Annotated in this window: 22 protein-coding genes and 1 riboswitch; of the genes, 11 read left to right on the forward strand and 11 right to left on the reverse strand. The window is 64.5% G+C overall.

Translation table 11 applies throughout. The annotated features are described in order from the left end of the window. The first annotated feature begins 20 nt into the window (after nucleotides 1-20). Entirely contained in the window at nucleotides 21-776 is a 756-nt protein-coding gene (locus EPO50_RS13460; protein ID WP_296344802.1) for a DUF4336 domain-containing protein, read from the forward strand. Here the strand turns inward: EPO50_RS13460 and EPO50_RS13465 are convergent. The 4 genes from EPO50_RS13465 to EPO50_RS13480 form a co-directional block, all read right to left on the reverse strand. Next, complete coding sequence (locus EPO50_RS13465; RefSeq protein ID WP_296344804.1) at nucleotides 750-3899, reverse strand: multidrug efflux RND transporter permease subunit; 3150 nt, start codon at nucleotides 3897-3899, stop codon at nucleotides 750-752. The genes EPO50_RS13460 and EPO50_RS13465 overlap by 27 nt on opposite strands. Before the next feature lie 10 nt (nucleotides 3900-3909). After that, nucleotides 3910-5100, reverse strand: a complete 1191-nt coding sequence (locus EPO50_RS13470) for an efflux RND transporter periplasmic adaptor subunit (RefSeq protein WP_296344806.1) — start codon at nucleotides 5098-5100, stop codon at nucleotides 3910-3912. 268 nt (nucleotides 5101-5368) lie between these two features. Beyond that, entirely contained in the window at nucleotides 5369-5953 is a 585-nt protein-coding gene (locus tag EPO50_RS13475) for a TMEM165/GDT1 family protein (protein ID WP_296344809.1), read from the reverse strand. 14 nt (nucleotides 5954-5967) lie between these two features. After that, nucleotides 5968-6132: riboswitch (yybP-ykoY riboswitch) on the reverse strand. Between the two features lie 120 nt (nucleotides 6133-6252). Further along, on the reverse strand, nucleotides 6253-7158 hold the full coding sequence (locus EPO50_RS13480; protein ID WP_296344810.1) for an ABC transporter substrate-binding protein: 906 nt from the start codon (nucleotides 7156-7158) through the stop codon (nucleotides 6253-6255). A 59-nt stretch (nucleotides 7159-7217) separates the two neighbouring features. On the opposite strand from EPO50_RS13480, the gene polA reads away from it, so the two are divergent. The 3 genes from polA (at nucleotide 7218) to EPO50_RS13495 (ending at nucleotide 11288) form a co-directional block, all read left to right on the forward strand. After that, a complete protein-coding gene (gene polA / locus EPO50_RS13485; protein WP_296344812.1) occupies nucleotides 7218-10148 on the forward strand; it encodes a DNA polymerase I in 2931 nt (976 codons plus the stop codon). Between the two features lie 34 nt (nucleotides 10149-10182). Then, nucleotides 10183-10800, forward strand: coding sequence for a glutathione S-transferase (locus tag EPO50_RS13490; protein ID WP_296344814.1), 618 nt, complete (start codon nucleotides 10183-10185; stop codon nucleotides 10798-10800). Nucleotides 10801-10922: 122 nt separating this feature from the next. Next, nucleotides 10923-11288 carry a helix-hairpin-helix domain-containing protein gene (locus tag EPO50_RS13495; protein WP_296344815.1) on the forward strand — a complete coding sequence of 122 codons (366 nt, stop codon included), beginning with the start codon at nucleotides 10923-10925 and terminating at the stop codon, nucleotides 11286-11288. A 62-nt stretch (nucleotides 11289-11350) separates the two neighbouring features. Here the strand turns inward: EPO50_RS13495 and EPO50_RS13500 are convergent, their stop codons facing one another. From EPO50_RS13500 to EPO50_RS13530, 7 genes are all read right to left on the reverse strand, one after another. Then, complete coding sequence (locus tag EPO50_RS13500) at nucleotides 11351-11680, reverse strand: hypothetical protein (RefSeq protein WP_296344816.1); 330 nt, start codon at nucleotides 11678-11680, stop codon at nucleotides 11351-11353. Between the two features lie 14 nt (nucleotides 11681-11694). Continuing rightward, complete coding sequence (locus EPO50_RS13505) at nucleotides 11695-11910, reverse strand: bacteriocin (protein ID WP_296344818.1); 216 nt, start codon at nucleotides 11908-11910, stop codon at nucleotides 11695-11697. A gap of 25 nt (nucleotides 11911-11935) precedes the next feature. Continuing rightward, a complete protein-coding gene (locus EPO50_RS13510; protein ID WP_296344820.1) occupies nucleotides 11936-12853 on the reverse strand; it encodes a DUF2950 family protein in 918 nt (305 codons plus the stop codon). Further along, the gene (locus EPO50_RS13515; RefSeq protein WP_296344822.1) at nucleotides 12850-14037 is read right to left on the reverse strand and encodes a DUF3300 domain-containing protein; all 1188 of its coding nucleotides are present in this window, start codon (nucleotides 14035-14037) and stop codon (nucleotides 12850-12852) included. Before EPO50_RS13515 ends, EPO50_RS13510 begins: the two co-directional genes overlap by 4 nt. A gap of 115 nt (nucleotides 14038-14152) precedes the next feature. After that, nucleotides 14153-15997, reverse strand: a complete 1845-nt coding sequence (locus EPO50_RS13520; RefSeq protein WP_296344824.1) for an adenylate/guanylate cyclase domain-containing protein — start codon at nucleotides 15995-15997, stop codon at nucleotides 14153-14155. Between the two features lie 49 nt (nucleotides 15998-16046). Next, a complete protein-coding gene (locus tag EPO50_RS13525; RefSeq protein WP_296344826.1) occupies nucleotides 16047-17654 on the reverse strand; it encodes a phosphoenolpyruvate carboxykinase in 1608 nt (535 codons plus the stop codon). 246 nt (nucleotides 17655-17900) lie between these two features. Continuing rightward, the gene (locus EPO50_RS13530; protein WP_296344827.1) at nucleotides 17901-18620 is read right to left on the reverse strand and encodes a DUF2470 domain-containing protein; all 720 of its coding nucleotides are present in this window, start codon (nucleotides 18618-18620) and stop codon (nucleotides 17901-17903) included. A gap of 130 nt (nucleotides 18621-18750) precedes the next feature. On the opposite strand from EPO50_RS13530, the gene EPO50_RS13535 reads away from it, so the two are divergent. The 7 genes from EPO50_RS13535 to EPO50_RS13565 all read left to right on the forward strand — a co-directional run. Next, nucleotides 18751-19446: a response regulator transcription factor gene (locus EPO50_RS13535; RefSeq protein ID WP_296344829.1), complete on the forward strand. Its 696-nt coding sequence runs from the start codon at nucleotides 18751-18753 to the stop codon at nucleotides 19444-19446. Next, nucleotides 19415-21211 carry a stimulus-sensing domain-containing protein gene (locus EPO50_RS13540; RefSeq protein ID WP_296344830.1) on the forward strand — a complete coding sequence of 599 codons (1797 nt, stop codon included), beginning with the start codon at nucleotides 19415-19417 and terminating at the stop codon, nucleotides 21209-21211. The genes EPO50_RS13535 and EPO50_RS13540 overlap by 32 nt, the downstream gene beginning before the upstream one ends. Next, entirely contained in the window at nucleotides 21208-21654 is a 447-nt protein-coding gene (locus EPO50_RS13545; RefSeq protein ID WP_296344833.1) for an HPr kinase/phosphorylase, read from the forward strand. Before EPO50_RS13540 ends, EPO50_RS13545 begins: the two co-directional genes overlap by 4 nt. A gap of 15 nt (nucleotides 21655-21669) precedes the next feature. Further along, nucleotides 21670-22608 carry an RNase adapter RapZ gene (rapZ, locus tag EPO50_RS13550; protein WP_296344835.1) on the forward strand — a complete coding sequence of 313 codons (939 nt, stop codon included), beginning with the start codon at nucleotides 21670-21672 and terminating at the stop codon, nucleotides 22606-22608. 9 nt (nucleotides 22609-22617) lie between these two features. After that, the gene (locus tag EPO50_RS13555) at nucleotides 22618-23022 is read left to right on the forward strand and encodes a PTS sugar transporter subunit IIA (protein WP_296344837.1); all 405 of its coding nucleotides are present in this window, start codon (nucleotides 22618-22620) and stop codon (nucleotides 23020-23022) included. Then, the gene (locus tag EPO50_RS13560; RefSeq protein ID WP_296344839.1) at nucleotides 23019-23327 is read left to right on the forward strand and encodes an HPr family phosphocarrier protein; all 309 of its coding nucleotides are present in this window, start codon (nucleotides 23019-23021) and stop codon (nucleotides 23325-23327) included. The genes EPO50_RS13555 and EPO50_RS13560 overlap by 4 nt, the downstream gene beginning before the upstream one ends. A 153-nt stretch (nucleotides 23328-23480) precedes the next feature. Next, nucleotides 23481-24064: adenosylhomocysteinase (locus EPO50_RS13565; protein ID WP_296344841.1), on the forward strand; the 584-nt coding region annotated here is incomplete at its 3' end.

Raw genomic sequence — 24064 nt, forward strand, 5'->3', positions numbered from 1 at the left:
CAGCGCTTGTCGCCCGTGACATGACAAGCGATGACACCGAGGCCACCTACCCGCCGCTGAACACGCTGAAGCCCGTCGCGCCCGATCTTTGGATCGTCGACGGGCCCATCATCCATTTCGGCGTCCTGCCGGGGTTCAAAATGCCGTTCCCGACCCGCATGACGGTGATCCGGGTCGGCGGCGATCTCTTCATCCATTCGCCCACGCCTCTCCTGCCGACGCTGCAAGCAGAGATCGAGGCAGCGGGCCGTGTGCGTTGGATCGTCGGGCCCAATCGCATCCACTATTGGTGGATCCCGGAATGGAAAACAGCCTTCACTGGCGCCGAAGTGTGGCTGGCACCGCGGATCGAGGAACAGGCGAAGGGTCACATTGCGCCGGGCTTTCTCACGCTCGACCGGGAGGCGGGCTATCCCTGGGACGAAACGATCGCCACCCTACCGGTCGGCGGCAGCTTCATGACCGAGGTCGTGTTCTTCCACCGACCGACCCGCACGCTGGTGCTCGCCGACCTCATCGAGAACTTCGAGTCTCATAAGGTCGGATCGCTCGCTCTGCGCTGGCTTACGAAGCTGGGCGGGGTCGCTGCGCCCGACGGCCAGACACCGCGTGACCTGCGGGCGACTTTCGCCAAACGACGGCCGGAGATGAAGGCCGCCGTCGAGAAGATGATCGCCTGGAATCCCGACCGGATGATTATCGCCCACGGCCGCTGGTTCGAGACCGCGGGTACATCCGAACTTCGTCGGTCATTCCGCTGGCTGCTCGACGACTGACTGCGGCTTGGCGGGCGCCGCCGCCTTCTCCCGATCGCGCCCGAGGACGCGCTGCACGACGACGAAGAAGACCGGAACCATCAGCAGCGCTAGCACGACGACGGCGATCATGCCGCCCATTACGCCAGTGCCCAGCGCCTGCTGGCTCTTGCCACCAGCGCCGGTCGCGATCGCCATCGGCAGTACGCCGCAGACGAAAGCGAGTCCGGTCATCAGGATCGGCCGGAAGCGCAGCTTGCAGGCTTCCAGCGTCGCCTCGACCAGCGGCGTGCCGCGTGTGCGCAAGTCCTTGGCAAACTCGATGATCAGGATGGCGTCCTTGGCGGCGAGACCGATGATCGTGATCAGGCCCACCGTGAAGTAGACGTCGTTGGACAGTCCGCGCAGATTGGCCGCGAGGACCGCGCCGGACATGCCGAGCGGCACCGTCAACAGCACCGCGATCGGAATCGTCCAGCTCTCGTAGAGAGCGGCAAGACACAGGAAGACGATCAGCGCGGAAAGCGCGAGCAGGAACGGCGCCTGCGAACCGGAGAGCTTTTCCTGCAAAGACTGGCCGGTCCATTCGTACCCGAAGCCGCGCGGCAACTCGCCGGCGAGCCGTTCCATCTCGGCAATCGCATCGCCGCTGGTATAGCCGGGCTTCGCTTCGCCGCTGATGCGGACGGAGGGGTAGTAGTTGAAGCCGATGATCTGCGTCTGCCCCTTCGACCATTCGATGGAGGCGAAGGACGAGAGCGGCACGAGCTGGCCCAGAGCGTTCTTGACATTGTAACCGAGAATGCCCTCGGCATTCATGCGGCTCGCCGCCTCGCTCTGCACGATGACGCGCTGCATGCGCCCCTGGTTGGGGAAGTCGTTGACGTAGTTCGAGCCGAGGTTGGTCGAGATCGTGTTGTTGATGTCCTCGAAGGTTACGCCGAAGGCGCTCGCCTTCTCGCGATCGATCACCAGGTTGACCTGCGGCGCCGCCGGCAGGCCCTCGACATAGACGTTCTGCAGGATCGGGCTGGCGTTCGCCGCAGCGACCAGTTGGTCACCTGCCCGCACCAGCGCTACCTGCCCCTTCTGGCCACGGTCCTGCAAACGGAAGCTGAAGCCGCTCGAGTTACCGAGATTGTCGATCGGTGGCGGCTGCAGGGCCGATATCTCCGCGTCACGGACCGACGCCATGTCGCGGTTGATATCCGCGACGATGGCTTCCGCCGACTCCTTCGGGCCGCGTTCGGACCAATCCTTCAAGGTGATGAAGGCTTGCGCCGTGTTCAGGCCCTGGCCGAGGAAGCTGTAGCCCGTGATGAAGGTGACATCCTTCACGCCCGGATTCTCTGCGAGATACCGTTCGACCCGCTCGACCGCCGCCTGCGTGCGATTGTATGAAGCATCGGCCGGGGTCTGCACGTCGGTCGTGATGAAGCCCTGATCGTCGATCGGCAGGAAGCCGCCGGGCAGGCGCACAAAGGCCCAGCCTAGGCAGAGCAGCAGCGCAACGTAGATCCCCATCATCCGGCCGGTGCGCTTCAGCGACCAGCCGACGACCCCCACGTAACGGTCACGCACCGAGTCGAGCCCGCGATTGAACAGGCCGAACACACCGCGCTTGGCGTGCCCATGGCCGGCGGCGACCGGCTTCAGGAGCGTGGCGCAGAGGGCGGGCGTCAGCGACAGGGCGAGCAGCGCCGAGAAGCCGATCGCGGCCACCATCGTCACCGAGAACTGGCGATAGATGATGCCGACCGAGCCGGGGAAGAACGCCATCGGCAGGAACACCGCGATCAGGACGAGCGTGATGCCGATGATCGCGCTGGTGATCTGCGACATCGCCTTGCGGGTCGCTTCCTTGGGCGACAGCCCCTCCTCGGTCATGATGCGCTCGACGTTCTCGACGACCACGATGGCATCGTCGACCAGGATGCCGATGGCCAGCACCATGCCGAACATGGTCAGCATGTTGATAGAGTAGCCCGCCGCCAATAGCGTGGCGCAGGTGCCGAGCAGAGCAACCGGCACCACGATGGTCGGAATGATCGTGTAGCGAATGTTCTGCAGGAACAGGAACATCACGACGAAGACCAGCACGACCGCCTCGATCAGGGTCATGACGACCTTCTCGATGGAGGCTTTCACGACGGGCGTGATGTTGTAGGGGATCTGATAGGTGATGTTCGCGGGGAAGAAGCGCGACAGCTCCTTCATCTTCTCCTCGACGGCACTTGCAGTAGCCAGCGCATTGCCGGTCGGCGCCAGCATCACCGACAGGCCGGCGGTCGGCTTGCCGTTCAATCGGGTCGTGAACTGGTAGCCCATGCCGCCGATTTCGACCCGTGCCACGTCGCGCAGCCGCACGGTCGAACCGTCCGGATTGGCGCGCAGCACGATCTCGCCGAACTCCTCGGGTGAGCTGAGCTGGCCCTTCACCAGGACAAGCGCTGAAACCGCCTGTCGCGGATTGCTGGGCTCGGCGCCAATGCTGCCCGATGCGACCTGCGCGTTCTGTGCAGTGATGGCCCGATTCACATCGTCAGCGGTCAGGTTGAAACCGACCAGCTTGGCCGGATCGACCCAGATACGCAGGGCGCGCTCCGTCGAATAGAGGGTCGCACGGCCGACGCCGGGAATGCGGCGGATCTCGCCCAACACGTTGCGAACCATGAAGTCGCCGAGGCCGACCTCGTCGAGGCTGCCGTCCGTCGATGTCAGCGTGATGATCTGCAGCACCGCACTCGATGCTTCTTCGATCAGGATGCCCTGCTGGATCACCGCCCGCGGCAGGCGCGCCTCGACGCGCTTGATGCGGTTCTGCACCTCGACCGAAGCCATGCTGGGATCGGTTCCGGGCACGAAGTTCGCGATGATCTCGACCTGTCCCAGCGAATCGCTGGCAGAGTCGAAGTTTAGAATGCCCGACGCGCCGTTCAGCTCCTCTTCGATCAGGCGTGTGACGCTGTTGTAGAGGTTCTCCGGTGACGCACCGGGATAGCTCGTGCTGATCGAGATCGAGGGTGGCGCGATAACCGGATACTGGGCGATCGCCAGCAGCGGAATCGAGATCACGCCGATCAGGCAGATGAAGAGAGAAACGACCCAAGCAAAGATGGGCCGATCGATGAAGAAACTCGGCATGGGTGATCGGTTAGCGGGTCGCGCTGATGGTTGTCGTCGGAGTGTCGGCCTCGGCAGACTGGCTGATGGAACGCGGCTTGACGCTGTCACCGGCAACGAATTTCTGGAAGCCGTCGACCACGACTCGGTCACCCGGCTTCAGCCCGTTGACCACCAGCCACTTGCCGTCCTGCAGCGCGCCGAGACGCACCGACTGGATGGCGACGCGATTGTCGTCCTTGACCACGAACACTTCGCTGCCGCCGCCGCCGTTGCGTTGGATTGCCTGCTCCGGCAGCGTGATCGCGTCGCTGTCGATGCCCTGCTCGATCAGGACGCGCACATACATGCCCGGCAGGAGCACCTTGTCCGGATTGAGAAATTCACCACGCAAAGTCACCTGGCCGGTCGAAGCGTCGACGCGGGCTTCGGAGAACAGCAACTTGCCGGTCAGCGGATAGCGCGTTCCATCGTCGAGCAGCAGGCGCACCTTCACGGCATCGGGCGCGATCCGTTCGAGGTCGCCCGATTCGAGAGCACGGCGCAGCTTGTTGAGGTCGCCAGCCGACTGGGTGAAGTCGGCATAGATCGGATCGAGCTGCTGGATGGTGGCGAGATTGGACGTGTCGTTCTGCACGACCAACGCACCTTCGCTGATGCGTGCCGCGCCGATGCGCCCGCTGATCGGCGCCCGGATCGTCGCGTAGTCGAGATTGAGCTTGGCCCGCTCGACATCGGCCTCACGGGCAGCGACCTCGGCCTTCGCCTGATTCACGGTGGCGACGGCGATTTCATGCTGCGCCGTGGAGATAGCCTGCGTCTTGGCCAGCGCCGCCGACCGCGTGGCCTGCGGGATGGCAAGATCGAGCCCAGCCTTTGCCTTCTCCAGCGCAGCTTCGCTCGCCTGCAATTCGACTTCGAATGGTTTGGGATCGATCTGGTAAAGTGCGTCGCCCGCCTTGACGTCGCTGCCCTGGTTGAACATTCGCGCCGTGACGATTCCCGAAACGCGCGGCCGCACGTCGGCGACGCGCGTCGGTGCCACGCGGCCCGGCAATTCGCGGACCAACGCAAAAGGCTCTTCTTTCACCGTGACGATTCCCACGTCCGGCGACACGGCCTTGGGAGCATCGGCGGCGGCTTGATCGTCGCAGGCTGCCAACAGCGGAGCGAGAGCGACTACAAACAATGTCGCCAATTTCAAAGGCCATTCGATACGCATGGTCTTCCTCCACTACTCCTGCACCAAAACGAGCACACACGCTGCCAATCCGCCCGGCCTGTTGCCGGTGCGGTTGATCGCACAAATATTTTTGATTCCCCCCCGATAGCCGTCTGCCGTTGTCACGGCACGTGCCGCGTTATTTTTCTCAGGTCTTTTTTGCCATCGCAGACGGTGTGACTTTCGCGGCCGAATGTGGCGAGAACAGGACGAGGATCGACAACAAACAGTAACGGCATTGTGACGTCGTCACCGTCGACCTCGCCGATCAGCCAAGCAGGCCCATATCGATCTTCAACAAGACCAGCACGCCCAACACCACGAACGCTGCGGCTGCCAGCGAGCGAACGAGCTTCAACGGTACCTTGCGCGCCAGCACATCGCCGAACAGCACAGCCGGTACGTTTGCAATCATCATGCCGAGCGTCGTGCCGGCGGTTACGGCGATGAGATCGTTGAAGCGCGCGGCGAGGCCCACGGTGGCGATCTGTGTCTTGTCACCGATCTCCACCAGAAAGAAAGCGATGGCAGTGGCGATGAATGCACCGGCAGCGCCCGCGACCTTGGGACCTTCTTCTTCCTTATCGGGGATCAAGCACCAGGCCGCCATGACGAGGAACAGCACACCTAGGATCCAGCGCATCGCGTCGGGCCCCAGCCAAGCGGCAACCGCGGCACCAGCCCAGGCGGCCAGCGCATGGTTGGCCAAGGTCGCCACTAGGATACCGAGAATGATCGGGACGGGCCGGCGATAGCGGCTGGCCAAGATCATCGCCAGGAGCTGCGTCTTGTCGCCGATCTCGGCGACAGCCACGAGACCTGTTGAAATGAGGAAGGCTTCCACGAGGGGCATCTTCAGCGGGATCGAGCACGAACCTATGGCTCCCAGCGCCGCCCGATCCCGCGGGTGAAGACGCTAGAAAGCCAAAGGTCTCGCCAAGCTGATCGCCGGATGCGCCATAGTCCGTGAGGACCAAGTCTGTTGACGCACCCACCTCTGAATGAGGCCGGCTACTCCCCGATGACGGCGGGTAGATAGGGTGTTTTACCGTTTCCTGCAAGCAACGGAACGTCGCACAGACTGCAAATGAAAAGCAGGCTCCGCCGGCAACAAGCGCCCCCTCGATTGAGCTTTCATCCGGGACAAAGGCATCAAGCCTGAACAGCGCGGCGCGCCAGGGAGGTGTCGACGACATCCTCGAACGGGATGTCGCGCGAGAGGACGCCTGCCGAGCGCATGGCGGCGTGCAGACGATCGTAACCCTCGCGGCGGATCACCGGATCGCGTCCCCAGAGGCTGAGAGCCCGGTAGCGTTCGATACAGGCTGCGAACAGCGGCGTCGGCACGTCGGGAAAGTAGGAGTGCAGCTTGCCAGCGATGTCGAAGGCCGGGGTCACGGCAAACCATTTCAGCGTTTCATCGATGCCGCGGATCATACGCATCAACTCGTCGGCGCGCTCGGCCAGCACGTCGCGTCGGGTAACCAGCGTCGTGTAGGCCGTGAGCCCGCGGTCGGCGGCGGCATACCAGACATAACCCGCGCCCGACGACACCAGCCGCTCGGCATAGGGTTGGAAGACCTGGACGGCATCGACCTTGCCCTCGCGCAATGCAGTCTCGTTCTCCCCCATCGTCGCATCGGTGATCCGATCAACCCGCGCGGGATCGAAACCGGCGCGCCGCAGATCGTCCTGCAGGCAGATCCAGGGCGTGGGCACTTCAGAGACAGTGGCGAGCTTCACCGAGAGAAGATCGGCCAGCTTGAAATCCGGCCGCGGCCTTGCGCCCACCACGAAGAAGGGATCACGCGCCACGACATCGCAGAAGCAGACCAGGTCGGCGGCCGGCTCGCTGTCGCGTAGCATCATGACCCGCAGCGGCCCGCCCCACATGACATCGACCTGTCGAGCGCGCAGGGCCTTGCTGGCTGAGGCCGGATCGGACGAGGGCCGCAACTCGACCTCGACACCCGCCCTTTCGAACGCGCCGGTCGCCACGGCGGCGTAGAACGGGGCATAGAACAGCGCGCGGAAACTCTCGGAGAGCAGGACGGCCATGCCCGATCCTATCACAGCCCCACCTCCCGCCGCGGCGCCCCGCGTGCTACGCCTTGGGCATGGCGAAATCCAAAGCTCCTACTGCCCCCGCTAAGACGGCTGCCCCCGGCGAGAACAAGCCGATCCGGCACCTCTACCTGATCGACGGCTCGGGCTACCTGTTCCGCGCCTATCATGCCCTGCCGCCGATGAATCGGCCCGACGGGACGCCGATCAATGCGGTGTTCGGCTTCTGCCGCATGCTGGTGGCCGACCTGCTGGATAATCCCGAGATCGACCATATCGCCATGATCCTCGATGCCGGCAGCGTCACCTTCCGCAACAAGATCTACGACAAGTACAAGGCCAACCGGCCCGAGCCGCCGGAAGACCTGATCCCGCAATTCCCGCTGATCCGCGAGGCGGCGCGCGCCTTCAACGTCACGGTGTGTGAGCTCGACGGCTACGAGGCCGACGACCTGATCGCGACCTACGCCCGCATGGCGCTCGAGGCCGGCGGCACCTGCACGATCGTGTCCTCCGACAAGGACCTGATGCAGCTCGTGCGGCCGGGCGTCGAGCTGATGGACCCGATCAAGAAGATCAAGCTGGGGCCTGAAGCAGTGTTCGAGAAGTTTGGCGTCACACCGGACAAGGTGGTCGACGTGCAGGCGCTGGCGGGCGACTCGACGGACAATGTGCCGGGCGCGCCGGGCATCGGCATCAAGACCGCGGCCCAGCTCATCAACGAGTATGGCACCCTCGAAGCGCTGCTGGAGCGCACCAAGGAGATCAAACAGCCCAAGCGGCGCGAATCGCTCGAAAACAATGCCGAGCTGATCCGCATCTCCAAGCAGCTCGTGACCTTGCGCGACGACGCGCCGGCGCCGGCGGATCCCGACTCGTTCGACAAGAGGAAGCCCGACCCCAACGTGCTGCTGCCCTGGCTGGAGCAGCAAGGCTTCCGTACCCTTCTGCAACGCTTCACCAGCGAACTGGGCGAGGCGACGGCGCCCGTCGCGCCGACTTCTGCGCCCGCGCCGGTCAAAAAGGCCGAGCCCACGCCAACGCCTGCCGCTTCGTCATCGAAGAAGCCCAACCGCGACTTCACGGCGGCCGATTACGAGCTGATCCAGGACGAGAAGCTGCTCGACGAATGGATCGCCGAGGCGACCCGCGCCGGCACGGTGGCGTTCGATTGCGAGACTGACGGACTCGATTCGAACAATGCTGGCCTCGTTGGCGTCTCGCTGGCGCTGCTCGAAGGCCCGTGGGGCGACGTCAATTCGACCAAGCGGCGCGCGGCCTACCTGCCGCTGATGCACCGCGTCCCCGGCGGCGCCGTGCAGGGTGCGCTCGATCTCCTGGGCGACGGCGGCGACAAGGATGCCGGCAAGCTGCTGGACGGGCAGATCCCCTTCAAGACGGCGATCGCCAAGCTGAAGCCGCTGCTGGAAGACCCGGCGGTGCTGAAAGTCGGCCAGAACATCAAGTACGACATGGCGGTGTTCCGCCGACATGGCATCGAGATCGGCCCGGTCGACGACACGATGCTGATCTCCTTCGCACTCGATGCCGGAAAGAACAATCACGGCATGGATGAACTGGCCGAGCTGCATCTCGGTCAGAAGACCATCAAGTTCTCCGACGTGGCAGGCAGCGGCGCCAAGCAGGTGACGTTCGACAAGGTGCCGATCGACAAGGCCCGCGACTATGCCGCCGAGGATGCCGACGTCACCATGCAGCTCTGGGCGCGGCTGAAACCACGTCTGGTGCCCGAGCGCGTCACGACCCTGTACGAGACGATCGAACGCCCCCTGATCCCCGTGCTGCTCGGCATGGAGACAGCCGGCATCAAGGTCGATGCGCTGAAGCTCAAGAGGCTCAGCGCGGACTTCGAGAAGCGCCTCGCCGAACTCGAGACCGAAATTCACAAGATTGCCGGCCGCGAATTCAACGTCGGATCGCCCAAGCAATTGGGCGAGATCCTGTTCGACGAACAGAAGCTGCCGGGCGGCAAGCGCAACAAGAACGGCGCCTGGGCAACCGACGCTTCGGTACTCGACGATCTCGCCGCGCAAGGCCATGCGCTGCCGGTCAAGATCCTGGAGCATCGCCAGCTCGCCAAGCTCAAGAGCACCTACACCGATGCGCTGATGCGCGAGGTCGACGCCAAGACAGGCCGCGTCCACACCTCCTATCACATGACAGGCGCCGCAACGGGACGGCTCGCCTCGACCGATCCCAACCTGCAGAACATCCCCGTGCGCACCGAGGAAGGCCGCAAGATCCGTCAGGCCTTCATCGCCGAGACCGGCTGCAAGCTGCTCAGCGCCGACTATTCGCAGATCGAGCTGCGACTGCTCGCGCATGTCGCCGACATTGCGTCGCTGAAGCAGGCTTTCGAACGCGGCGACGACATCCACGCCATCACCGCTTCCGAGATGTTCGGCGTGCCGGTCAAGGGCATGGACCCGCTGATGCGCCGCCGCGCCAAGGCGATCAACTTCGGCATCATCTACGGCATCTCCGCCTTCGGCCTCGCCAACCAGCTCGGCATCGGCCAGGCCGAGGCGCGCGACTACATCGCCAAGTATTTCCTGCGCTATCCCGGCATCCGCGACTACATGGACAACACCAAGGAATACGCACGCAAGCACGGATATGTGCTGACGCCGTTCGGTCGCAAGATTCACCTGCGCTTCATTCACGACAAGAGCCAGGGCATGCGGGCCTTCGCCGAACGCGCGGCGATCAACGCTCCACTGCAGGGTGGCGCGGCCGACATCATCAAGCGCGCGATGATCCGGCTGCCGGGCGCGCTGACCGCGGCCAAACTCAAGGCCAAGATGCTGCTGCAGGTGCACGACGAACTGCTGTTCGAGGTTCCCGAGAAGGAGCTCGACAAGACCAAGGACGTGACACGCAAGATAATGGAAGGCGCCGCCTCCCTCACCGTGCCGCTGGTCGTCGAGACTGGCGTCGGCGACAACTGGGCGGCCGCGCATTGATGCTCATGTGTTGTGAGACGGGGAGTATGTCGACATGAAGATCTGGGGCCGCGCCAACTCGATCAACGTACAGAAGGTGCTGTGGGCTGCCGATGAATGCGGCGTCAAGTACGAGCGCGAGGATGTCGGTGGCGCGTTCGGCGGCAACGACCAGGCCTGGTACCTGAAGATGAATCCCAACGGCGTCGTACCGACCATCGACGATGGCGGCCGCATCGTTTGGGAGAGCAATTCGGCGGTGCGTTATCTAGCGGCCAAGTATGCGGCGGGCACCTTGTGGCCCAGCGATCCCGGCCAGCGCAGCGAGGCCGACCGTTGGATGGACTGGCAGCTCAGCACCATTTCGGAACCGATGCGCATTGCGTTCTGGGGCCTGATCCGCACTCCTCCAGAGAAGCGCGACACAGCTGCGATCAAGAAGGCGGCCGAGGATGCCGGCAAGCTGTTCGCCCGCCTCGATGGCTGGCTCGACGGTCGCCGCTACGTGGCAGGCGGGCACTTCACCATGGGCGACATTCCCGCCGGCTGCTTTGCCTATCGCTGGTACGCCCTCGACATCGAACGCCCCGACCTCAAGAACGTTCGGGCCTGGTACGACCGCCTCACCGCGCGGCCAGCCTATGCCAGGCATGTCATGGTCAAGATGACCTGAAGCCTTCGCGCTTCATCCACGGGCTTCACTGCGGCTGCAGCACCAGCGCTTGAACGGGTCGTGACGCCGGCGTTCCATGAACAACCCCAATCCTGGGGTTGTTCTGGAAGGAGGCTACCGACATGAACTTTCGTTCGCATCTGGCAGCACTCGCGATGATCGGCGCGCTGGTCGGCCTGTCCGACTCAGCATTCGCCCAGACCAAACCCGCCACGCCGCCAGCCGCAACGACGGCGCCCAAGCCCGCCGACGCCAAGACAACGGAGCCGTTGGATATCAACACGGCAACCAAGCAGCAGCTCATGACGCTCGATGGAATCGGCGATGCACGCAGCGACGCCATCATCAAGGGCCGCCCCTATCGCGCCAAGAATGAACTCGTCGACAAGAGCCTCGTGCCGCAAACCGTCTACGATAAGATCAAGGACCGGATCATCGCCAAGCAGGTCGCACAGGCACCAACGTCGACGCCCGCCAAGAAGAACTGACCGACCAAAGCAAAAGGCCGGGTTGGTCCCCCGGCCTTTCTCTCGATCTTCGAGATGCAGCGTTACCGCCGCTTTGGCAGCTTCTTCAGCTCGGCCACGAGCGCCCGGTCGATCACCGTGAAGAGATAGGCATCGGGCGCCAGCGTGCAGCCGCCACGCACCAGATGGCCGAGTTGCACGCCCATCTCGCCATCGGGGACGACGACGCCGCGATAGCGCGCGGCATGATCGGCCAAGAAGATCGCCAGCTGCTTGCGCGCCTCGGGCTGCATGGCGTGCGCTTCCTTGCAGGTGACGTAGGCCGCCTGATCGAAATTGAGTGGCGGCGTCTGGGCCTCGGCGCTTGCCGCGACAAGGACCAAGGCGGCAGCAATTGAAAGCTTACGGATCATGATTCGATCTCCCCTCACTTATCGCCGATCGCCGAGCCACCGATATAGCCGGCTGCGCCGCCGATCAGGCCGGCACCGACCACCGTGCCGAAGCTGCCGCCGGCGACCATGCCGATGCCCGTTCCGAGAGCCGCGCCAGTCACAGCCCCCTTCTGGCCCATCGACATGTTCTCACAACCACCAAGTATCCCCACCGCCGCGAGCAGCATGAGCGCCTTTGTCTTGATCATGGTTCTCTCCTCACCACGTGCCCCCTCACGGAGGCGTCATATCCGCCTTCACCCAGCCCTTGTCCGGATTGAAGGCTACCATCGAACCGGCGCGCTGCGCCGTGTCAGGACCGAGATCCTGCTGATAGACAACCCCTTCATAGCTCACAATGAAGGTCATCACACCGGTGACGCCGTAGCGGACGGGCCAGGCGATCGCCGCGAAGCCGCCAATCATACGGTTGTTTACGATATAGTCATGCGCCCCGCCTGGCGCCGCGGCGCCCTGCGCATAGAGCAGCCGGAAGTAATAGCCATAATGGCCGTCCGGTGAGGCCCCGTCGATCTGCGCCTTGGCGACAGCCGGGCCCAGCGGGCTCGGCGGCTCACCAGGCTTGGTCTCCCAAAAGAGCCCGTCCTTCCGGCCCGGCAGGCTGAGCAGCCGGCGGGCATAGACCGGCGAGCCCGTCTTCATCGGATCGAGATTGGCATAGTCGCGCTGGGCATCGACGATGGCCAACAGGGTCTGCACCACGGCCCCTTCGTCATGGCCGATCTGGCGCAGCCGCATTTCGCGCCAGCCCGCAACGGCATCGAAGCGCCACTCCGCGCCGTCCTTCACGATCGGGATCGGCAAGGTCCAGCCGGCCTTGCCGGCTACGACTGTCGCCTTGTCGCCCGAGACCTTGACCTCGTGCGCCTCGTCCCACGCCTTGAGATAGTTGTCGCGGCGGGCCTGGACCTGCGCTGCCGTGGTTGGCACGAACTCGCGCCATTCCGGCCCGAGGATCGAGCTCAGGGCTTTTTCGTTCATGCCACGTACGGCGTCGGTGAAGGCCGTTGCCGCGGCGTCGGGCGTCGGAAAACCCTGCACCTTGGCGGGCTGCTGTGCCACCGCGGCACCGGCGATACCGACAGAAATAGCGAGCGCCAGAAGACCCCGCCGGAACATCGAGATGCTCATCGCCGGAATCCTCCGCCACCGAACCGATCGCCTCCGCCGAATCGGTCTCCTCCGAACCGATCGCCACCACCGCCCCAGCCACGGTCGCCCCAGGAGGAACGGCCGCGGTCGTAGTCGCGAGCAGCGTCGCCGCCGCGGTTGATACCGTCGAACGCGTCGCTGCGACCGGCACCGCGATTCTCGAAGCTGCGATTCTCGGTTGCGCGTTGTTCGGCGCCACGCGTTCCGGCGCCTTCGGGACGCGTCGTGTAATTGCCACGGCCGTCGAGCTGCCCGCGGAACTGCTGACGTTGCGCGGAATCCGGCCGGCGCTGGCCGTAGCGCTGCTGTTCACCGGATGTGCGATAGGGCACGCCGTCGCGATGCGCCGGATCGAAGTTCCAGCGGCCGTCCTGGTAGTGGTTGTGGTTGAAATTGTTGACGCTGATGTTCGTCGCTTTGTTGACGTTGACCGTCGTGTAGCTGTTGCCCCAGGCGCCGCCGCTCCAGCCCCAATGCCAGCCGCCGAACATCGCGGAGCCCGCCGCGACGCCGAGGCCGAACATCATGCCGGTCATCAACGCCTGGCCATAGTTGGGCGGCGGCGGATAGTACGGTGGTGGATAGGCCGGATACGGCCACGGGCCATAGGCCCAGGCTGGATTGTAGTAAGGCACGTAGATGACTTCAGGATTGGTCGGCTCGATGACGATGGCGGTAGCGCCCTCGCTGGTCTGCTTCGTCACCTTCTGCTGCGGTGTCGACTTCAGGTTGCCGGCTGCCTCGGCCTTGGCGCGCAGGCGCTGAACCGCAGCCGCAACCTCCTTCTGCTGGCCGATCATCGCGTCGCCGACCTTCTGGGTCCAATCGAGCTGATTGCTCATCATCTGAAGAGTCTGCGGAAAGGCGGTCAGCGATTTCACGCTGACATCCCAATCCTTGTTCTTCACGGCGGCGACTGCCGCATCACCCTTGAGATTTGGATTGGCCTGCGACCAGCGCGCCGCCTCCACGACCTCCAGCGGATAGGTCGCTGCCATGAGGACCTGCGCCAGGAGCGCGTCAGGATAGAGCGCGACCGGCGCCAGGAGCTGGTCGAGCTGCTCGTTGGTGAAAGGTTTGTTGGAGTCCTGAGCAAGCAGTGGGCGGAGGGGAATGAGGGCCAGCATGGCCGTCGACAATGCAAATAGTTTGCGCCGTTCCATGAACCGTTCGTTCCTTTAAAACTACTAAGAAGAACGGCCGCACCCTAGCGGCGAATGCTGCGCCGCGTCCAGCGCGCGGGCATTACAACCGTGTCATGCCCGGGTCAGCTTCTTGTTAGACGAGACGATAAACCTGCTCGGGTTCGTCGCGCCCTTTGACATGACGCAGCTCCGGCGTCGGCAAGGGTCCCAGCGCCTCCGGGTGCTTCATGGCGGCAATGGTGTCGCCGCTCACCAGCACGATTACCTCTTCCGTCTCGGCCATGAACTCCTTGCCGAGTTGTTCGAAGCGCTGGGCCACGTTCACGGTGTCGCCCACTACCGTGTAGTTGACCCTACCCGGCGCGCCGATATTGCCCACGACCACCGGTCCGGAATGGATGCCGACGCGCAGGCGCACCGGCATCTGGCCGGCAGCGATGCGCTGGGCGTTGTCCTCGCGGACCACACGCGCCATATCGAGCGCCGCCTTCACCGCATGGTCGGCATGGTCTTCCATTTTGAATAAGCCGCCCCACACCGCCATCACGCAGTCGCCGATGTATTTGTCGATCACGCCCTGCTCACCATCGATGCAGGCGCCAAGCAGCGCAAAATGGTGGTTGAGCATGTCGGCCGTTTCCTGCTCGGGCAGGTCTTCGGCCTGTGGCGTGAAGCCGACGATGTCGGTGAACATCACGGTGACGTCGCGGCGGCGCGACGTCACGGCGCTTTCGCCGAGCTCCATCAATCGAAAGACCAGGCGATGCGGCACGTAGGCGCCGAACCACTTCAGCGCACCGCGTGCCTTGTCGAGGCTGTGACCGGCATCGTCGATCTCGCGTAGCCGCGACCGGCGGTGGAAGGGTTCGTCGAACTTGAGCTGCTCGATCGATTCCGCAGCCGAGGTGATGGTGCGGATCGATCGCGCCATGCTCAAGCCCATGAACAACGCCAACAGGGCCGCAACGGCCAAAGTAATGGCTCCAACGATAGCGCCATTGGTCAACCGGTCGAGGTCGCTCGTCGCATCCTCGATCGGGAAATATTGACCGACCAGCCACGGGTCGGGGCCGAAGCGACGCAGCTCGCGATAGACGAAAACCCAGCGACGCCCATCTACATCCACCACGTGGCCGAGGCTGCCGAGCCACCGGTCAGCCTGCTGGGAGCGCACCGGCGTGTCCCAGATCCTCGCCAGGACCGGATCATCCACTTCCTTGATGGTGGGCAGCGACCGTTCCTCGGAGAGGCCGAGACCGCGCGAATTGATCAGACGGCGATGCGCCAGCACCTTGTCGCGGCCGACGAGGATGAAATAGCGGCCATCGCCGCCGTGGGTCGGATCGCCGATCAGATAGGAGAGATCGCCGACCGCCACCGTGGCGATCAAGCCGCCGATGAAGGCATTGTCGATGCGCCGGACCGGCGTGCGCACATTGACCACCGGCTGCTTGGCGCTCTCGCTCCAGAAGAGTGCTCCCCAGAACGTATGCTGCGAGGTCTGCAGCTCGCGAAACCGCTCGAGTCCCCGCGGCGTGTCGATCAAGGAGATGGTGTCGCGATGGATCTGCCCATCGGGCTCTCGCACCGCGCGATGCAGCTTGAGGTCGAGAGTGGCAAAACCCGCCGCCGAAACCGCAGGCACCTGCCCCATCATCACGGCGAGGGCCTCACGCATATCGACGGGCGATTCGATGTCGATACGGCCGGCAGCCGCCAGCGAGGCGATCAGCTCGAGCTGCTCGCTGACCGGGTCGAGGCGACTGCGCACGAGGTCGACCTGGGCATCGACCACGCGCGCCGCGCGGTCGACCAACAGGCGCTCGGCCGTACCGGTCGCTCCAGCCAGGACGACGATGTAGGCGATGCCCGAGATCAGGGCGAGCGAGACGAAGGCGAACGCCATCGCCGCAACAAGCGGCACCCGCCACGGCGCTCGCGCGGTCTTCTCACTCGGGATGTCGGAAAGCGGGCTCAAGCGGGGACATCATAAGGTGTCCCCGGTCGAGATGCGATGCCTCGCGCTGTCAGGCCGCGGTGCGGATTGCGGCCTGCTTCACCTTGCCATCGACATGGCTTTCGAACTGCTCGAAGTTCGCTTCGAAGCGCTTGGCGACGTCGCGCGCGGCGCTATCGTAGGCCTTCTTGTCCTTCCAGGTGTTCTTTGGATTGAGCACGTCGCCCGGTACATCCGGGCAGGCACTCGGAACTTGCATGCCGAAGTGCGGATCGGTCGCCGACGCGACCGAAGCCAGTGTGCCGTCGAGTGCGGCCCGCACCATGGCGCGGGTGTGGCGAATCGACATGCGCTCGCCGACGCCGAAGCCGCCGCCCGACCAGCCAGTGTTGACCAGCCAGCACTTGACGTTCTGGCGGGCCATCTTCTCGCCCAGCATCTTGGCGTAGACGGTCGGATGACGAGGCATGAACGGCGCGCCAAAGCACGTCGAGAAGGTCGCCTGTGGTTCGGTCACGCCCTTCTCGGTGCCCGCCACGCGCGCGGTGTAGCCCGACAGGAAGTGATACATCGCCTGCTCCGGCGACAGGCGCGAGATCGGCGGCAGCACGCCGAATGCATCGGCCGTCAGCATCACGATATTCTCGGGCGTGCCGGCAATGCCGGTCGTCGAGGTGTTCGGAATGAAGTCGAGCGGATAGCAGGCGCGGGTGTTCTCGGTGTACTGGCCATCGTCGAGATCGAGCCGACCGGTCGCCGGATCGATCACGACATTCTCCAGGACCGTGCCGAAGCGCCCCGTGGTAGCGTAGATTTCAGGCTCGGCCTCGCGGCTGAGCTTGATCACCTTGGCGTAGCAGCCGCCTTCGAAGTTGAAGAGGCTGTTCTCGGCCCAGCCGTGCTCGTCGTCGCCGATCAAGGTACGCGTCGGATCGGCCGACAGCGTCGTCTTGCCGGTGCCCGAGAGGCCGAAGAAGACCGCCACGTCGTTCTTGGGACCGACATTGGCCGAGGCGTGCATGGGCAGCACGTTCTTGTCGGGCAGCAGGTAGTTCAGGATGGTGAACACCGACTTCTTGATCTCACCGGCATACCAGGTGCCGCAGATCGCCACGACGCGCTCGGTGAAGTTCACCAGGATGGCGCAATCGGACGCCGTGCCATCGAGCTTCGGATCGGCCTGGAAGCCCGGCAGGTTCAGGATCGTGAATTCCGGCTTGAAGCCCTGGAGTTCCTCGGGCTTGGGCCGCAGGAACATGTTGCGCGCGAAGAGATTGTGCCAGGCGGTCTCGTTGATCACACGCACGCCGATGCGATGGGCAGGATCGGCGCCGGCCCAGCAGTCGCGCACGAACAGGTCGCGGCGCTGCGCATAGGCGATCATGCGGTTGTAGAGCGCACGGTAGCGGTCGGGTGTGATGGCCTTGTTGGTCTTACCCCAGTCGATGCGGCCCTTGCTCTCGGAATCCTCGACGATGAACTTGTCGTTGGGCGAACGGCCGGTGTGGATGCCGGTGCGCACCACCAGCGCACCGCCCTCGGCGACAACACCTTCGCGGCGGCGAACTGCCTCTTCGTAAAGAGCCGGAACCTGCAGGTTCCAATAGACGTTGCTCAAGTTCTTCAACCCGAGGCTCTCAAGTCCTGATTTGGGTACGACGAAGCCCGCCTGGTGCACGGCGTTTCTCCTGCTATTGCGGCTGATCCGATGATTGAACGTAAGGGGGGTTTACCAACCCCCGGAAAACGTCGCAGTGACCTTTTCGTTGCCTTCTTATGCGCTAAAGGGGCCGCCCTTCAGTGGCAAGTGGCTGCGACAGTTAGTGTCGAGGATCATGTGGATCAGCCTTCGCACCCGCGAAGGGCATGCCGCGCCGCGGAATCGCCTTTCGATGGGAGGCTGGCGCGCCCCGAATGGCCGCGATCAGGCCGCCGCCCGAGCTTTCGCAACCAGTGCGACCAGGACCTTTCGCGCCTCGCCGCCTGCCGCCAGCGGAGCGTCGAAGGCGAGCCGCGCCACCTGCCCGCCCTGCCGCAGGTCGATGCCTTCCGGGTCGATGCCGGTCATGCGCCAGTCCTGGCCGCTCAAGCCCAGGAGCTTGCTGGCGTAGAGCTGGATGGCATCCGAATGGTCCTCGTTCATGTGCGTCACGATGCCCGTTTCTGCATTGGCCAGGCCCGGCGCCTCCGGCGAAGCCAGTTCTGCCCGGTCGATCCAACGGATCTTGCCGAAGCCCGAGACCAGATGCGTGCGTTCCACGGTGACGCGGTAGAAATGGAAATCCTTGAAACCCGCGTACATTGCGGCATCGGGATGCCGGGTGAGGAAGCGCGCTTTCGACCGCTCGTCGGTCGTGCGCTCGGCACGTCCCAGGACGGTGACGCGCGGGCCGGTCAGAGGCTGTTCGAGGCCGCCGGTGCCGTCGAACAGGAGGGAAACGCGATCGTCGGCCTTGATCGCCTTGGTGTGCTCGGCGAGATCGCTCAACAGAAGGATGGGTGACAAGTCGTGATCGACCGCCACCAGCACCAGCGAAGCATAGGGCCAGGCCCCGGTTTCGCCCGGCAGGGCACTGGCCAGGGCGGCGCGGTCGAGGCCGCGAAGCAGATCGCGCACGGAGCGCGGCATGTCGTCTTGGGTCATTTTCGGTTCAAAAAAGCCGCAATTGTTCGCTTGAGGATTACGGGCCGGGGAAGCGGCGGCGGCGGCCCGGTCTGTGATAGCATGGTCTACTGTCCGTTGTCCGCTGTGCCCCTGCAGGAGAAGCCAAGCCGTGCGCAAGAACATCGCCCTCGTCGACGACGACCGCAACATCCTCACCTCCGTGTCGATGCTGCTCGAAGCCGAAGGGTTCCAGATCAAGACCTACAATGACGGCGCTTCGGCGCTCGAGGGGCTCAATCAATCGCCACCCGACCTCGGAATCTTCGACATCAAGATGCCGAGGATGGATGGCATGGAACTCTTGAACCGCATTCGCAAGACGCAGCAATTCCCGGTCATCTTCCTCACCTCCAAGGACGAAGAGATCGACGAGGTGCTGGGTCTGCGCATGGGCGCTGACGATTTCATCCGCAAGCCCTTCTCGCAGCGCCTGCTGCTGGAGCGCATTCGCGCCGTGCTGCGCCGCGCCGACGCCGGTGGCGGCAAGGGTGAAGCCGCAGCCGAGCGTATCGTGCGCGGCGAACTGGTGCTCGACCCGAGCCGCCACCAGTGCACCTGGAAGGGCAAGGAAGTGCACCTCACAGTCACCGAATTCCTGCTGCTCAAGTCGCTCGCCGAGCGGCCGGGCCACGTGAAGAACCGCGACCAGCTCATGGACGCGGCCTATGGCGAGACGATCTATGTGGACGACCGCACGATCGACAGCCACATCAAGCGCGTCCGCCGCAAGTTCCGCGAAGTCGACGGCGAGTTCGAGCAGATCGAAACGCTTTATGGCATCGGATATCGATACCGCGACTCCTGAGCCGGGTTCGCGTCCACTGGGACGCCAGGGCTTCGGCGCAAGGATACTTGCGGCACTGGGTCGGCTGTTCCCCGGCTTCGGCCGGCGTTCGCGTGCGCCGGTGTCGACGGCCGAATCACCGTCGCTGCTGCGCCGCCGGCGGAGCATCGACCGCCGCCACTCGCCGCTCACCCGTCGCATCCTGCTGCTGAACCTGATCCCGGTCGCGCTGCTGACGCTCGGCGCCGTCTATCTCAGCGACTACGAAGAAGAACTGATCGACGCCGAACTCGCCTCGCTGTTGGTCCAGGGCGAGATGGTCGCCGCCGGCATCGGCGAAGTGGCGGTGGTCGGCGGCGAGACCACGGTCAACCGCATGGACGCCGATGCAGCGCGCCAGCTGCTCACACGTCTGGTTCGGCCGACCGGCGTGCGGGCCCGCCTGTTCAGCGAGACGGGCGAGCTTCTGGGCGACTCGGCGGTATTGAGCGAGGTCGGCCGCATTCACGTGGTGCCTCTGCCGCCGCCCGAGACACCGATGGACGGTAAGCCCGAAGTGGAGCTGCAGTGGAGCGATCGTGTCGGTGACTGGGTCGGCCGCCAGCTCTCGCGGGTCGATCGCTTCCCCGAATATGTCGAGCGGCCGGTGCCGACCCTGCGCGATTTTCCCGAGGCTGCCAGCGCCTTGCGCGGCTTCAATGCGTCGGCGGTGCGCAGTGCCACCGATGGCCGGCTGATCCTGAGCGCAGCCGTGCCGGTGCAGCGCTACAAGCAGGTACTGGGCTCCCTGTTGCTGACGCGCGACAATCGGGCCATCGCGGCCTCGCTGCGTGAAGTGCGTTACGACATGCTGACCATCGCCGCAGCGGCATTGGGCATCACCGTCCTGTTGTCGCTCTATCTCGCGGGCACCATTACCCAGCCGATCGTGCGGCTGGCACGGGCTGCCGACGAGGTGCGCCTGGCGCGCGAAAGCCGGCCAGCGATTCCCGACCTCGGCAAGCGCGGCGACGAGATCGGCGACCTGAACGATGCCTTGCGCTCGATGACCGAGGCGCTGTGGTTGCGCATCAATACCATCGAAAGTTTCGCTGCCGACGTGGCGCACGAACTCAAGAACCCGCTGACATCGCTGCGATCGGCCATCGAGATGGCGGCCCGTCCCGACCTCGACCATGAGCGCCGCGGTAAGCTGATGGCCATTGTGATGGACGACATCAACCGGTTGAATCGGCTGATCTCCGACATTTCCGATGCTTCTCGCCTCGATGCCGAACTGATGCGCGGCGAGGTGAAGCCCGTCGATCTCGAAGCGCTGCTGCGCGACATGGTCCACCACTATGCCGTGACCGCCAACAAGAAGGCCGGTGTCGAAGTCGAGTTCCGCGTCGCCACCAACCCGCCCTTCGCCGCGCACGGTCACGATGGTCGCTACGGCCAGGTGTTCCGCAACGTCATCGACAATGCCCTGTCATTCAGCCCACCGAACACGCGCATTCTGGTCGAGCTCAGCCGGGAGCCGCGCAACGGACCGTTCGTCGTCACGATAGACGACGAGGGCCAGGGCATTCCCGAGGACAATCTCGAATCGATCTTCCAGCGCTTCTATTCGGAGCGCCCGACCGAGCATTTCGGCCAGCACTCAGGCCTCGGCCTCTCGATCTGCCGGCAGATCGTGGAGACCTATGGCGGCTCGATCACAGCCTCCAATCGTCGCGCGCCCGACGGCAGCGTGCTGGGTGCGCGCTTCACCATCCGCGTACCGGCCGCAACCGGCCGCAAATGACCACGCTCGTCCACGCAACCTGCGTTGCACTGAGGACAAGTGGAAAAAATTGGCAGGGCGTGTTGCTGCGCGGCGCCTCCGGCGCCGGCAAGTCCGACCTCGCCGCGCGCTTGATCGAGACCGGTGCGAGGCTGATTGCCGACGATCAAACGGCACTCGCCCGGCAGCAACGCAGGCTGATCGCGAGCTGTCCGAAGACCATCACCGGCCTCCTGGAGGTACGCGGAGTCGGCATTGTGAAGCTCGGCCGCGCTCAGCTCCTCCCACGCACCGCGATCGCGCTGCTCGTCGATCTCGTCCCCCCGAAACGCATCGAGCGGCTTCCCGAGCCGGCGCACGAAACGGTGCTGGGTGTCGAGCTGCCGGTGCTGGCATTGACCCCTTTCGAGGCTTCGGCCAGCGCCAAGTTGCGCCTTGCCCTGGCACAAATCGCAGCGGCATGATCGCCGCCGCGTTCCATGCCCGACGACAACAGCCCTTCGCCCAGCCCGCCCACGACGCAAGCCACGCGCCGGCCGTTCGTCGTGGTGTCCGGCCTGTCGGGCGCCGGGCGAGTGACGGCGCTGAGCGCACTGGCCGACATGGGCTACGTCGCCGTCGACAATATTCCGCTGACCTTGTTCGGCGAACTCATGCAGTCGACCACCGGGAAGCCTGGCGAGCAGGCGCCGCCACTGGCCTTCGGCATCGACACGCGCACCTTCGGCTTTGATCCGCGAGCTCTGGTCGAACGCGTCCGAGAGCTCAGGGAGCATCGCGGCCTGGCCGTCCAGTTGCTGTTCCTCGAAGCCGACACCGAGACGTTGCAGCGCCGCTACACCGAGTCGCGCCGGCCACATCCGGTCGCACCGGACCGCCCCGTCGTCGACGGCATCGTCGAGGAACGGCGGCAAATCGGCTTCATGCGTGACCACGCCGACGTCAGGATCGACACGTCAGGCCTGTCACCGCATCGACTGAAGAAGATTCTCACCGGACACTTCGCACTCGCACCCGCCGCGGGCGTGCGCATATCGGTGATGTCGTTTTCGTTCCGCCGTGGATTGCCGCGCGAGGCCGATCTGGTGTTCGACGCGCGCTTCCTGAAGAACCCGCACTATGACCCGGCGCTCAGGCCACTTACGGGCCGCGATCCGGCGGTCGCCGCCTTCATCGCCACCGACCCGGACTATCGGCCGTTCGTGGACCGACTGCAGGGATTGATCGGGCCGCTGCTGCCCCGTTTCGACGCCGAGGGCAAGAGCTATTTGACCATCGCCGTGGGCTGTACGGGGGGCCGTCACCGTTCTGTGGCGCTCGCCGAGGAGCTTGCAGGATGGTTGCGAAGCTCAGGCCGCTCGGTCACTCTCTCACACCGGGATGCCGAAAGAGCCGAAGAGGCCGGCGGCGCAGGGTGAGCAGATAGAATGATTGGTATCGTACTGGTGACCCACGGCAATCTGGCGCAAGAGTTCCTCGCAGCGCTCGAGCATGTCGTCGGTCCGCAGCAAAGCGTCGCCACCGTTTGCATCGGTGCCGACGACGACATGGAAAAACGGCGCAGCGAGATCCTCGAACGGGCGAAAGCCTGTGACACCGGTGATGGGGTGATCGTGCTGACCGACATGTTCGGCGGCACCCCCTCGAACCTCGCCATCTCGATCATGGAGCAGGCGCGCATCGAGGTGTTGGCCGGCGTCAACTTGCCGATGTTGGTCAAGCTTGCCAGCGTGCGCACTCGGCCGATCGCCGAAGCCGTGCGCATGGCGCAGGAGGCAGGCCGCAAATACATTACCGTCGCTTCTCGCATTCTGGCCAAGGAAGCTTCGTGAACGATACATCGGGTTCGAGTGCGGACGCCGCTGTCGGCGCCTTGAGGCGAAGCCTGTCGATCGCCAACAAGCGCGGCCTGCACGCGCGTGCTGCCGCCAAGTTCGTGCGCACTGCCGGCCAATTCGATGCCATCGTACGCGTTTCCTTCAAGGGCCAGGAAGTTTCCGGCCTCTCGATCATGGGCTTGATGATGCTGGCCGCCGGCATCGGCAGCCAGATCGAACTCGCCTGCTCCGGCCGCCAGGCCAGCGACGCCATGGCCGCCCTGTCCACGCTCGTCGAAGGCAAGTTCGGCGAAGAATAAGTAGATTTCCGGCCCCTGCATAAAGGGCTGGGTATATCGACATAAATTCTTGCTTATATGTTGATGGCGCGCGTTGAGGGCCTGTCGGGCCGCTGTTATGACACGCTCGCTTTTCGCATCGCCCCCTCCCCATTCCCTTACCAGGAGCGCCACATGGCCCAGGATTACATCGTCAAGGATATCGGGCTCGCCGATTGGGGCCGCAAGGAACTCGACATGGCCGAGACCGAGATGCCGGGCCTCATGTCGATCCGCAAGGAATACGGCCCCAAGAAGCCGCTGAAGGGCGCGCGCATCGCCGGCTCGCTGCACATGACCATCCAGACGGGTGTGCTGATCGAGACGCTGAAGGCGCTGGGCGCCGACGTGCGCTGGGCTTCGTGCAACATCTATTCGACGCAGGATCACGCCGCGGCCGCCATCGCCAAGGCCGGCACGCCGGTCTTCGCGATCAAGGGCGAGAGCCTCGAGGAATACTGGGACTACACCCACAAGATCTTCGAGTGGGGTGACGGCGGCGAGCCGAACATGATCCTCGACGACGGCGGCGACGCGACCCTGCTGGTCCATCTCGGCGCGCGCGCGGAGAAGGATCCGTCGCTGGTCTCCAAGCCGACCAACGAGGAAGAGGAAGTCCTCTACAAGGCGATCCTCAAGACCAACAAGGAGAAGCCCGGCTGGTACGCCAAGCTCGGCGCCTCGATCAAGGGCGTCACCGAGGAGACGACCACGGGCGT

The organism is Reyranella sp. (genome assembly GCF_004297405.1).
Classification (GTDB): domain Bacteria; phylum Pseudomonadota; class Alphaproteobacteria; order Reyranellales; family Reyranellaceae; genus Reyranella.